This is a genomic window from Noviherbaspirillum sp. (genome assembly GCF_035654295.1).
GTDB lineage: Bacteria > Pseudomonadota > Gammaproteobacteria > Burkholderiales > Burkholderiaceae_D > Noviherbaspirillum.
Genome location: NZ_DASRXF010000098.1, coordinates 1 through 12,413 on the forward strand (window position 1 = coordinate 1; position 12,413 = coordinate 12,413).

The 12,413-nt window shown below is 66.2% G+C and carries 11 protein-coding genes; 1 reads left to right on the forward strand and 10 read right to left on the reverse strand.

Annotation, left to right across the window (positions count from 1 at the left end; all coding sequences use genetic code 11):
* The 10 genes from VFF99_RS10580 to VFF99_RS10625 form a co-directional block, all read right to left on the reverse strand.
* The coding region (locus tag VFF99_RS10580; RefSeq protein ID WP_325017640.1) for an ATP-binding cassette domain-containing protein at positions 1-743 on the reverse strand (743 nt) is incomplete at its 3' end.
* Positions 744-753: 10 nt separating this feature from the next.
* On the reverse strand, positions 754-1,713 hold the full coding sequence (locus VFF99_RS10585; RefSeq protein ID WP_325017642.1) for an ABC transporter ATP-binding protein: 960 nt from the start codon (positions 1,711-1,713) through the stop codon (positions 754-756).
* Positions 1,710-2,564, reverse strand: a complete 855-nt coding sequence (locus VFF99_RS10590) for an ABC transporter permease (RefSeq protein WP_325017644.1) — start codon at positions 2,562-2,564, stop codon at positions 1,710-1,712. Before VFF99_RS10590 ends, VFF99_RS10585 begins: the two co-directional genes overlap by 4 nt.
* 1 nt (position 2,565) lies before the next feature.
* Positions 2,566-3,567 (reverse strand): ABC transporter permease, encoded by a 1,002-nt coding sequence (locus VFF99_RS10595; protein WP_325017646.1) that lies wholly within the window; start codon positions 3,565-3,567, stop codon positions 2,566-2,568.
* 9 nt (positions 3,568-3,576) lie between these two features.
* Positions 3,577-5,181 (reverse strand): ABC transporter substrate-binding protein, encoded by a 1,605-nt coding sequence (locus tag VFF99_RS10600; RefSeq protein ID WP_325017648.1) that lies wholly within the window; start codon positions 5,179-5,181, stop codon positions 3,577-3,579.
* A gap of 37 nt (positions 5,182-5,218) precedes the next feature.
* The gene (locus VFF99_RS10605; RefSeq protein WP_325017650.1) at positions 5,219-6,001 is read right to left on the reverse strand and encodes a hypothetical protein; all 783 of its coding nucleotides are present in this window, start codon (positions 5,999-6,001) and stop codon (positions 5,219-5,221) included.
* Between the two features lie 126 nt (positions 6,002-6,127).
* Positions 6,128-7,390: an MFS transporter gene (locus VFF99_RS10610; RefSeq protein WP_325017652.1), complete on the reverse strand. Its 1,263-nt coding sequence runs from the start codon at positions 7,388-7,390 to the stop codon at positions 6,128-6,130.
* 9 nt (positions 7,391-7,399) lie between these two features.
* Positions 7,400-8,629 (reverse strand): ATP-grasp domain-containing protein, encoded by a 1,230-nt coding sequence (locus tag VFF99_RS10615; RefSeq protein ID WP_325017653.1) that lies wholly within the window; start codon positions 8,627-8,629, stop codon positions 7,400-7,402.
* A 203-nt stretch (positions 8,630-8,832) separates the two neighbouring features.
* Positions 8,833-9,615, reverse strand: coding sequence for an iron-containing redox enzyme family protein (locus tag VFF99_RS10620; protein WP_325017655.1), 783 nt, complete (start codon positions 9,613-9,615; stop codon positions 8,833-8,835).
* Positions 9,616-9,690: 75 nt separating this feature from the next.
* Positions 9,691-10,101, reverse strand: coding sequence for a DUF2000 domain-containing protein (locus tag VFF99_RS10625; RefSeq protein ID WP_325017657.1), 411 nt, complete (start codon positions 10,099-10,101; stop codon positions 9,691-9,693).
* A gap of 621 nt (positions 10,102-10,722) precedes the next feature.
* On the opposite strand from VFF99_RS10625, the gene VFF99_RS10630 reads away from it, so the two are divergent.
* Positions 10,723-12,024: a hypothetical protein gene (locus VFF99_RS10630; RefSeq protein ID WP_325017659.1), complete on the forward strand. Its 1,302-nt coding sequence runs from the start codon at positions 10,723-10,725 to the stop codon at positions 12,022-12,024.
* Positions 12,025-12,413 lie beyond the last annotated feature (389 nt).

A 12,413-nucleotide genomic window follows, 5' to 3' on the forward strand; every position in this document is an offset into this window, starting at 1 on the left:
GCGCGCGGCACGTCGATCACGTTCTCGACGCCGCCACACTCCACCAGCCGGCCGGCGCGCAGCACCGCCACTTCGTCGGCGAGATGGCGCACCACCGCCAGGTCGTGCGAGATGAACAGGTAGGTCAGGCCGAGGCGCTGCTGGAGCGCCAGAAGCAGGTTGACGATCTGCGCCTGGACCGACACATCCAGCGAGGACAACGGCTCGTCCAGCACCAGGATCTCCGGCCGCAGCGCCAGCGCGCGGGCGATGCACACGCGCTGGCGCTGACCACCGCTCAGCGCGTCCGGATACGCATCCAGGTACTGCGTGCCCAGCCCCACCTCCTCGAGCCCGCGCGCGGCGATGTCGCGCAACGCTGCCCGGTCGAAGCGGCCGAGATGCGCCGGCGCGCTGCTCACCGTCTGCCACACGCGCTTGCGCGGGTTGATCGAGGAATAGGGATCCTGGAAAACCATCTGCACCCGCCGGTAATACTCGCGCGCGGGAATATCGGCGATGTCGGCCGCGCGTCCCTCGTGCTGCAGCACGATCGATCCGGCGCTGGGCGTGTCGAGCTTCATCAGCAGGCGCGCGATGGTGCTCTTGCCGCTTCCCGATTCGCCCACCAGCGCCAGCGTCCGGCCGCGGCGCAGGACCAGCGACACGTCGTCGACCGCAACGAAGGCATCGCGCGAGAACAGCGAGCGGCGGAACGGGAACGACTTCGAAAGATGACTGATCGTCGCGATACTGGAAATCATGCGGTTCCCTTCAAAAATGGCAACGCACGGTGGAAGCGGCGCCCGCGGCGCGCAGCGGCGCCGGCCGCCCGTGGCAAACCGACTGCGCATGCGCGCAGCGCGGCGCGAAGCGGCAGCCGCCGGTTTCCAGCCCGACCGACGGCACCGTGCCGGGAATCGCGGCAAGCGGCATCTTCGGACGGACGCCGGCGCGGCCGGGCAGGGAATGCAGCAAGGCGCGCGTGTACGGATGCGCCGGGTCGTGCGTAACCCGGCCTGCCGGGCCGGATTCGACGATCTCGCCGGCATACATCACCTGGATCCGGTCCGCATAGCGCCGCGCGACGCCGATGTCGTGCGATACCAGGATGACCGCCATGCCGCTGTCGCGGCTTGCGGCGGCCAGCAGGTCCAGTATCTGCGCCTGCAGGCCCACGTCGAGCGCGGTGGTCGGCTCGTCCGCAATCAGCAGCGCCGGCCGGCAGGCAAGCGCCAGGGCGATCATCACACGCTGCGCCATGCCGCCGGACAATTCATGCGGATAGCTGCCCATCCTGCGCCGCGGCGCGTCAATGCCGACCCGGTCCAGCAAGTCGATTGCCCGTTCAACGCATTGCGCGCGCCCGCCGCCCGGGTCGTCGCGGCGCACCGATTCGATCAGCTGCGCGCCGACCGTCAAGGAAGGATTGAGCGACGCCACCGGATTCTGGAAGATCATGGTGGCCGCGCTGCCGCGCAGCGCCGGCCATTCGTGTTTCTTCAGCGCCAGCAAGTCGCGGCCGCACAGCTCGAACCGGTCCGCGCTCACCTGCGCGCCGCCCGGCAGCAAGCCCATGATCGCGAGATTGGTGATGCTCTTGCCGCAGCCGGATTCGCCGACCACGCCCAGCACCTCGCCCGCCGCCAGCGAGAAGCTGGCGCGGCGCACCACCTGCTGCAGTTGGCCGCGGACGGGAAGCCGGACCGACAGGTTGTCGACGCGCAGGATCATCGCAGCACCTTCGTTCCCGGATCGAGCATGTCCTGCAGCGCGTCGCCCAGCAGGTTGAAGCCGAGCACGGCGAGCAGGATGCATACGCCGGGCAGCACCATCATGTATGGCGCCGATTCGATGAACGGACGTGCATCGGCCAGCATCGCCCCCCATTCCGCCAGCGGCGGCGTCGCACCGAGCCCGAGGAAGCCGAGCGCGGCGATTTCCAGGATCGCGTCGCTGAAGCCAAGCGCCGCCTGCGCGATCACCGGCCCGGTGCAGTTGGGCAGCACTTCCGACCACAGGATCCGGAAGCGCGACGCGCCGGCGGCGCGCGCGGCCTGCACATACTGCTTCCGCATCTCCAGCGCGGCGACCGCGCGCACGAGGCGCGTGAAGCGCGGCACCGCAACCACGGTCACGGCGAGCATCGCGTTCGGCAGGCCCGGCCCGAGCGCCGCGACGATCACGATCGCCAGCAGGATGCTGGGAAGGGTCATCACCGCATCCATCAGGCGCATGATCAGGGCATCGAGTCGTCCGCCGTAGACGCCGGCGAACAGGCCGAGCGCGGTGCCGGCAAGCGCCGCAACCGCGACCACCGCAATGCCGATGCCGAGCGAGCTGCGCGCGCCGTACACCAGCCGCGCTAAGAGGTCGCGTCCGAGGTCGTCGGTGCCGAGCAGCGGCCCGCCGGCGCCCGCCAGCCGCGGCGCCGCCAGCCGCTCGGCACCGAGGCCGTAGGGATCAAGCGGCAGCAGCAGCGGCCCGAGGCAGCCGGGCAGCGCCAGCGCCAGCACGCAGGCAAGACCGAGCCAGCCCGTCACACCGAACGTTGGCAGATTCCGCCGGTACAGGGAAGCCGCCATCTCAACGCCTCATCCGCGGGTTGGCGGCGCGGTAGAGCAGTTCCACCACGCCGTTGACGCATACCACCAGCAGGCCGATCATCAGAACGCCGCCCTGGATCACCGGGTAATCGCGCGCCTGCACGCTGCTGACGATGTAACTGCCGATTCCGGGCCAGCCGAAGATGGTTTCGGTCAGAATCGCGCCGGCCACCGCGGTGCTGACGAAGAACAGGCCGCCGACGGTAATGACCGGCAGCAAGGCATTGCGCAATGCGTGCAGCCAGACGATGCGCGCTTCCGGCAAGCCGCGCGCGCGGGCGGCGCGGATGTAGTCCTCGGACAGCACTGCGATCATCGATGCGCGCGTGATGCGGGCGAACGCCGCGAGCGGCACGGCGGCCATCGCAAGCGCCGGCAGCAGCAGGTGATGCAGCGCATCGCGGAATGCGTCGATGCCGTATGTGGCGGTTGCCTCGGGCAACAGGGTGTCGACCGTCATGAATCCGGTGTGGGCCGGCACGTCGTAGGCGATATCCAGGCGGCCGGACACGGGCGCGACGCCGAGCGTGACGGAAAACGCGAGGATCAGCAGCAGGCCGAGCCAGAACACCGGCATCGAGTAACCGGCCAGCGATACCGCGCTCACCAGGTAATCGGCCGGCCTGCCGCGGTGGATGGCGGCGAGCACGCCGGCCGGTATCCCCGCCAGGATCGCGATCAGCATTGCCCCGCCCCCCAGTTCCAGCGTTGCCGGCCAGCGCGCCAGCAGTTCCTCGCTGACCGGCCGGCCGGAAAGCGCCGAGGTGCCGAGATCACCGCGGACCGCGCGCGCGAGAAAGCCGAGGTATTGCGCGGCGAGCGGCGGGATCCATGCGTCGCCGGGCGCGGCCGGGTATGCCGGCGCGGCGCCAGCGGCGACGGGTTCCAGCGGCTGGCCGCCAGGCGCCATCCTGGCCACGAAAAACGCGATCAGCGTAATGCTCAGCAGCGCCCAGAGCATGCGTGCGGGTCGGATCGGCATGGCGTTTCCTCAATGGTCCTTCAGCCGGATGGTGGAAAAATAATCCATGTCGAACGGATTCATCGTGTAACCCGTCACGCGGGCGCTCAGCACCCGGAACACCTGCGAATGCGCGATCGGCACGATTGGCACGTCCCGGCTCAGGACTGCCAGCGCCCGGCCGTACAGCACGCTGCGCGCCTGCATGTCGGTGGTGGCGCGGCCCTTGCTGATCAGCGTGTTGAACTCCTGCTGGCAGTAGCGGGAATTGTTCGAGCCGCGCGTGACCGAATCGCAGCTGAGCAGGGTGTAGAGGAAATTGTCGGGGTCGCCGTTGTCGCCGGACCAGCCAAGCTGCGCCATGTCATGCTCGCCGCGCTTGATCTTGTCGAGATAGGTGCCCCAGTCATAGCTGACCAGCTCTACCCGGATGCCGACCTTCGCCAGGTCGGCCTGCATCATCTCGCCCATCTTGCGCCCGTTCGGGTTGTACGGCCGGTTCACCGGCAGCGTCCACAGGCGCGCGTGGAAGCCGTCCTTGTAGCCCGCCTGCGCCAGCAGCGCCTTCGCCCTGGCCGGGTCGTACGCATAGGTGCTCACCTTGTCGGTATAGGACCACAGCGTTTCCGGATACGGATTGATCGCGGTGCGCCCGGTGCCGAGGTAGATCGCGTCGATGTAGGCCTGCCGGTTCAGCGCGTGCGCGACCGCGCGCCGCACCAGCACATTGTCGAACGGCGGCTTCTCGGTGTTCAGCGCGAGGTAGCCGATGTTCATGCCGTCCTGCCCGACCAGGACCAGGCGCGGGTCGCGCCTGATCAGCGGCAGGTCCGCCGGCGACGGCGAGACGGCGATATGGCATTCGCCCTTGCGCATCTTCTGCAGGCGCACGCTGGCGTCGGGCGTCACCGCGAACACGAGATGGCGCACCGCCGGCGCGCCCCGCCAGTGCGCGTCGTGCGCGACATAGCGGATGGTGCTGTCGCGCAGAAAGCGCTTGAACGCATACGGCCCGGTGCCGACCGGCCGGATATCGATGGCGTCCGGCGTTCCCGCCCGCAGCAGCTGGGCACCGTATTCGGCGGACAGGATCGACATGAAAGGCATCGCGAGGCCGGCCAGGAACGGCGCCTCCGGCCGGTTCAGCACGATGCGCACCCTGTAGTCGCCGAGCTTTTCCACCGCGGCGATCAGCTTGTCCATGCCCATGCCCTGGAAATACTGGTAGTCGCCGCCGCCGATCATGTGGTACGGATGATCCCGCCGCCACTGCCGGTTGATCGAGAACAGCACGTCGTCGGCGTTGAAATCGCGGCCGGGCCGGAAGTAGTCGGTGCTGTGGAACTTCACGCCGCGGCGCAGCGTGAACTCGTAGGTTTTCTGGTCGGCGGAAACGGTCCAGCTTTCCGCCAGCGCCGGCACCAGCGTCGTCGTGCCGGGCTGGAAATCCACCAGCCGGTCATAGATGGTCGTCGCGGTCGCGTTGCGCGCGGTGCCGGACAGGGTGCGCTGCGGGTTCAGCGATTCCGGGTTGCCCTCGGAGCAATACACCAGCGTGTCGCTGCCGGCCCGGGCGGGTGCGGCGCACAGCGCCAGCGCCGCGCACAGCAGGAAGGCGAATCGGGGATAGGTCATCACGGTTCTTCCGGTGAAAAGAGCAGGCAGGCGGCGGTCAGGACCACAAGCCGAGGCTGCCGTCCTTCTTCAGACCGATGAATGAAGTCTGGGAAATCCGGTGGCCATCGGTATTGCCGAGGATTTCGTGGAAGTTCTGGGTATTGAACAGGATCAGGTCGCCCACCTTCGGCCGGACCTTCAGGTGATCTTGCCGATCCAGCACTTCGTAGGGAAAGTAGTAATCGTCAGGCACCTTCATCTTGTCGTTCTCGGCGGTGTGGATGGTGTCGTAGATGACCACCTCGCCGCCGCTGTTGTGCATGCAGTAGTAGATGTTCCAGGTCATCTGGCGCGTGATCTCCGTCACCGCCCAAGGCTGGCGGATGTGGCTGGGCGCATGGTCGGCGTGCAGGCGGCCGTGGCCGCGGAACGAGCGGAACGCGCCGGCGAAGTACGCGCCGTATTCCGGCTCCTCGAAGACGCCGACGCGGCGGCCGGTCCTGCGCGCGATCGCGTCGATCACCATCTGCACCGGATCGATGCCGAGGCCGCGGTAGATGCCCGCCACCACTTCCTGCGCCTGCGCCTTCTTGCCGAAGTAGACCGACTTGTCCTCATGCGCCCACTGGTTGTGGCACAGGCCGGTGTGGTGCACCGGAATATCCTTCAGGTGGTCGTAGGTCTCGAAGGTCATTGCGCGCAGGCGGTCGGCGACAATGTCGCAGGTTTCGCGCGGCAGGAAGCCTTCGATGATGATCCCGGGAATCTTGAAATCCAGCAGGAGATCCAGGTTTTCCGCGCTCAGTTCGCACAATTCATTGCGGATCCAGTTGCCCATATGTTTGCCCTCGCGTCAGTTCATGTGATGTGGGTCCGGCGCCGGCGCCGGACGGTGGATTGCAGCCCGCGCACCGGCCGGGCTCCTCATGCATGCCGCCCCCGCATTCCGCCCCTCATGCCGTCCTCATGCAGGAGGCCCGCTGTCCGAACAGGCCGGCACGGCCGGTTTGTCGCCGGCGGCCACCGCATAGCCGACGATGGTCAGGAACAGCAGCATCAGCAGCCCGACCAGCCGCAGGAAATCATTGCCCAGGTAATCGAGCAGCATGCCTACCGCCGCGGCCAGCACGCTCGCAAGGAAGCAGCCGATGGCGAACGAGATGCCGAACACCGAGCCGAGCTGGCCCTTCGGCGCGTACGCGACGGTGCCGCCGTAGCCGGTCATCCAGATGAACTCGAAGACGACGATCATCAGCGTGTAGGCTGCCGCGCTTGCGAGCGCGCTGTCGGTCCATACCGCGCCGACGTAGAGGCCGGCCGCGAGCAGCGACAGCGCGCCGACCAGGACGCGCGTCTGCAGGAAAGGCTGGTCGAACGGCTGCCGCTTCTTGCAGAAATACGAGAAAGACGCGGAGCCGGCGATGATCGCAAGACTGGCCAGCACATACGATGCCGACACCGCCGCCGCGCCGAGACCGAGCTTCTGCACAGGGAAGATCGGTTGCAGCACGCTGTAGGAACCCTGGAAGAAGGTCGCCGTCAGCGGCATCAGGATCGCGCACACAAACAGCCGCCGGTCGCCGGCCAGCGCATCCCGGTAGTCGGCGATGCGGTGCGCAAGCGGCGGGCGCCGCGCCGGCGGCGCAGGCTCGATCGGCTCGACGCAGCGCGTGAAGTAGACCAGCGCCGCCGCCACGACGAAGGTGAGCGCATCCAGCAGCACCACGGCGTGCAGATCGATGCGCCCGGCGAGGAAGATGCCGGCAATGGCCGCGATGCCGATCCCGAGGTGGTAGCCGGTCTGCAGGAAGGATGCGTAGTGCGTCGCCTTTTCTTTCGGAAACAGCGCACGCGCCGCCACCGTCTTGTTGATGCGGTTGACATGGTCGACGATGCCCCGCACCAGCAGCAGGAGCACGACCGGCAGGTAGCCGGACGCCTCGACGAAGAACAGGATGGGCAGCGTCAGCGCCGCCGCGAGCAGGTCCAGCAGGTACCAGCGCACGCGCGGGTCCATGCCGTGGTCCCAGTCGCTGCGCACCAGCACCACCAGCAGCGCGGGCACCCATTGCAGCGACACGAACAGCGATGTCATCAACCCGGACCCGGTCCTGGCATAGATCGCCATCGCCAGCACGATGTGCAGCAGCACCGAGCCGGCCGACGAGATGGTGAAGGCGGCGGTTGCGAGCAGCAGGTTGAGCCGGCCCCGGTTGAGTTCGAACATGGCGCCTCCTTATGCAATCACGGTATGCGCGGCGACGAAATCGATCGCGCGCGCCGCATTGCGTTTGGCCTCCTGCCGGTCCTTGCCGGTGCACATCACCTGCACGATCCAGCTGTAGTTGGAACTGAGGCTGTTGATCTGGTCGCCCGCCTCATGGTGCAGCCATACCTCTTTCACGCCGGCATGGTCGCGGATTGCCTCGACGGGCGGCATCTGCCGGATGATGCCTGTTGCCTCGCTAACGAAGCACTTCCATGCCGCGCCCTGCGTCGGCCGGTACAGCTCGCCGCACGCGACCAGGTTGCCGAGGCACAGTTCGACGCAGTCGCCGACGATGGAGCGCGAGGTCGCCAGGTCGAGCATCACGGAATGCCCGCTGCCGCCCACCCGCGTGTTGACCTCGACCAGGTGCGGGCCACTCGCGGTGACGATGATTTCGACATGGCTCGGCCCGAAGTCATAGCCGATCGCGTCCAGCGCCATGCAGGCCTTGCGGATCGCCGCGTCGCGGCGCGCGTCAATCACAGGGAAGGACGAGCCGATCTCGATGCTGTCCTTGATCACATCCCGGTCGGCCACGCCCACCACCTGGTGCTGCCCCGGGCCTGTGGTCAGAAGTTCGACGCTGACCAGGTCGCCCTGCAGGTAATCCTCCGCCACGAATGCCGCGGAGATCCAGTCTTCGGTAATGCCGCGCAGCGACGCCACCACGCGCTCGACCTGCGACGCATCCGCGCACACCGTCGCGCCGATGCTGGAATGCCCCTGCAGCGGTTTGAGGAAGCAGGGAAAGGCGAGCTCCGCCTTCAGTTCCTGCAGCCGGTCGATGCGGTCGATCTTCCTGCAATGCACATCGTCGGCCCCCTTTTCCAGCAGCACCTGGCGGAACCGGTGCTTGTCCTGCGCGATCGCGATCGCGTCCGGATTCGCGCCGGGCAGGCCGAGCGCGGCGCACAGCCGCGCGGTGACATGGGTGCGGATCTCGGCGAAGGTGAGCAGCGCGTCGACCGTGCCAAGCTCGTCCTCCAGGACCTGCCTGACTTCGTCGAAGTCGTTGGAATTCCCGACCTGGATGATGGTGTCCGCCAGGTCGAGCTTGGACATGCAGGACGCCGGAAACCACTTGCGGAAGCGCTCCAGGCTGTCCGTCACCAGCACCGCGCGGTAGCCCTGCTCGGTGCAATAGCGGATCGCATCCAGGCCGCTGAAATTGGTTTCAATGAATACGACGGTCTTCATGCTGACACTCTCCGGTTGCGTAACAGAAGTGCGAAAGGAAACGTGAAAAAAAGCGAAAAAACAAGCGCAAGGAACAGCGCACAAGGCAGTGCAAAGGGCAGTGCAAAGGGCAGTCAAACCGCCGTGAAACGGCGGCGCGAAACCGCCCGCCGCACCGCCCGGCGGTGCGGCTTCGGACTGCCGGCGGAATCAACCGCCCCCGCCTACGCGCAGGCGCGCAGGTCAGCCTCGAGGTTGATCATGCGCGCGCACTGGTCCCAGAAGCGCTGCCAGAAATCAATGCCCTCGTCGAACGAGACCATGAATTCCGAGCGCTGCGCGTCGGTCTGGCAAAAGCGCAGGAAGTTGGCGACCGAATGGCGGATGTGCTCGGATTCGTCCGCGCGGTGAATCTTGAAGAACAGGCTGGCCGACAGCGTCTTTTCGCATTCGTCGTCGTGGCACAGCGTCTGGAACAGCGTCTCGATGTTTTCCTCGGCGATGATCTCGAAGCTCAGCAGCAGGCCGACGATGCCGTACTGGCTTTGGGTGCCGGCCAGCGTGCGGTCGAGCACGCGCAGGATTTCGCGGATCGAGGAGCCTGTCGAGCCGGGCACCACGCGCACGCCGATCTCGCTGATCGCATCGAGGAACAGCTTGGAGTGAATGCGCGTCTTGTCGCGGCCGCCGAGCTCGTCGTAGGCGATCTGGATCAGGTGATGCTGACGCTCCGGGTCGTCGGTCTGCGCAACCGCCTTGGTCAGGAACACCGGCACGAAGCGGGTGAAGTCGTACCAGGCGCGCGCCATGGTTTCGGCGGCGATCAGCGAACGGCGCGAAGCCAGCGTGGCCCTGATGTTGGTGAATACGTTGCGCTTGTGCGCCTCGGTCATGAAATGCCCGGTCCAGGACACCACCTCCGGATGCTCGTAGCCGTATTCCATCTCGGGAATCAGGTAACGACGGCCCGCGAGTGCCTGGCGCGCCGGGGTCAGTGGCGGATTCATATTCACGCTTTCCATATCGAACATCTCCATGTGGTTGAGGCCAAGCCGGCCGTTCAGGGTCATTGCGCTAACGGCTCACCGCAGCAAGCCGAGACTGCCTGTCAAACTGTTGATCGTCTTCCTGTCGCCATAGAGCGCCAGCCCGAAGTATTCGAGCGCTTCCTCCGGCGTTTCGCGGAGCACGGTCGCGTACTCCTGGTAGGACCTGGTGATCCGTGTCGCACTGATCAGGTCCACCACGAGCAGGTCGGGCTCGAACTCCTTCAGCTGGCGCCGCATGCGCTTCAACAGCGAAGCGTTGCCTCTGAGCACGGGAATCGCGATCGTCGTGATCCCGCGGTGCAGCCAGCCGCCGCTGTCCGGCAGGTCGCGCCCGATCATGTCGGGACGCAGCCTGCCCACGCTTGCCGACAGCACCGCGGCGGTATTCGCGATCGCGCCCGGTGACATCGCCTCGTCGACGATCAGCACATACTTGTTATCCATCCCCCCTGCCTTCGGTGTCGTTGATCGATGGGGGCAGTGTAAGTTGACTCATTTGCATTGAGAACGGCAAATGCTTGAAAAGAGAGTTTGAAAAAGTTGGCTGTGCCGGGGACCGCGTGCGCGCCGGAACATGATCATCCCGGCCGGCATTGCCGCCTCCCGCAACCGCCAATCTCATTACGATGAAAATCGCCATTCGGTATCGCAGCGCTCGGCCATTACTGGTTGGCGCACGATTCATCGTTACTGACAGGTGTTAATGACTTCGTGTAGCTTCAGACCGTGGGCTTACCGGGCTCGACAGCCGTGCGAGCAACCGCCACGGCGGCCGCGCCGGCGCTTTCGGCGGCACACAACTGGTCGCGCGTCACGCAGACGCTTGTATCCCACGCAGATGGGAGTGCGCCATGCAAGACGCGTCCCGAGATGCAGTAACAACATCAAGAAGACCTTCGACCGGACAACGACAACGTGCACACTTCCCAATTCCCCCTCGTGATGCCCCGCCCGGTCGGCGCCGTCGCCGCCTTCCGCCCCAGTATTCCGCCCGTTCTTCTCGTCCCGCGCCGCCGGCTGTTCCGGTGCGCGGTCCCGCTACTGTTCTTGTACGGAGCAAGTTCCATGGCAAATGCACAGATCACGCTGGATGAATTGCAGAAACGAAAGACGCTGGTCGAAGCGGAAAAGGCATTGATCGATGCGGAGCTGGCGCGCGACGAAGCGCGCAGGAAACAGGCAGCGGCACAACAAGCGAACAAGGACGCCCTTGCCGACGCCAAATCGGCAAAGGAACTGGCGGAGGCGCGCAAGGCGGAAATCGACGCGGAACATGCCCAGCTCAAGGCGAAGTTCGGCGACATCCCGACGTCTGGCATTTCCGGCGGCGTCAAGCTCGGCGACAAGGCTGGCGCCTTCGAGACCGCGCTGCTGGCCACGCGCGCGACGATGACCGCCGCCGTGAAACTCGCCGATGCGCTGCAATCGATTCCGTTTGCCACGCCGCCGGCCCGGCTGCTGGTGTTCCCGGCCGGGGAAATGCCGACCTTCCAGGCGACCGCCGCCTTCATGGCGCAGAAAGCGGCGCTCGCGACCGGCATGCAAAGCGCGATCCGCAGCGCCGAAGACTTGCGCAAGCATGCTGCGGGAGCGGAACGCATGAGCACGGAATCGCTCGCGGCGGTCGGCCTCGGGCTGGAAGCGGTGACCAGGCTGCTCGGCTTCTTCCGCACGGATTTCGAGATCGGCGGGTCGGAACTGGCGGCGGATCACCTGCTGCTGGCGGAAGCGGCAGGCGGCGAACTGCGCAAGCGCTTTGGCACGACCACGCAGATCTACCTCAAATCCATGTTCAACCCGTCGGCCATCCTGCACGTCGTGTCCGGCTTGCCGGCCGAGCTGCAGCTGCTGCAGGGGCTGCGGGGAAAGGCGGCGGCGATCGCGGCGGAGACCGAACGGCATGTCGCAGCGCTGGAACAGGATGTGGCGAAATCCGGCGACACCCCGGCCGAACGCGAAGCGAAACAGGCAAGGAGCGCGCGGCTCGCCGCCGAGCGCGCGGTGCTCGACAAGCTGAAGACCGCGATCCAGGCCTGCGATACCTTTTTCGGACGGTTCCTCGTACCGGATGACAAGACGCTGGCGTTCATCAAGGAATATGAAATCTGGAAGTCATCGCAGGAAGCGAACAGCTATGTGTTGATCGTCAAGATGCACAAGGCGGGCGGCTCGCAGTACACGGAAAAAAACCTGTGGACCACGTTCGGCAAGATGCCGTTCAAGGTGATGGGCGGCGTGATCGTCAGCTATGCGTTGTTCGACGGGCCCAGCGGCGCGCTGGTGCGCGCCGGCGTGGTGCCGGTACATGGCGGCTTTGCGAATGCGGACGAGGTGGGAACCTTGTTCGGTCCGGACGGCGGCCGGTAGTTGCGCAACGGGGCCGCAGCGCCGCTTGTGGCGCGCGTACCCGGCCTTTCCGTCATTGTTTTCCGGGGCATCACGATGAATGCACCTCACCATGCGAAGGACGTTATTTTCCGGTCGCCCGTAGCGATCGGTAGGGTGGGTAGAGCGCAGCGAAACCCACCACACACGCATGAGGAGCGCCCGGCGGGTTTCGCTTCGCTCTACCTCGGCGGCCCCACCCACCCTGCGATCCTTTGGGATTCGACCGCCTGCTCACGCAGGATGATTCGTGTGCCGGCATGGTACGCCGTGCAACGTATTCACCGCACCATCGATGGCGCTGCGCACAGCGCACCCTCCACATCCACCAACCTTTCCGGGGCCCGACAATGAACGCACCGCAGAATGCC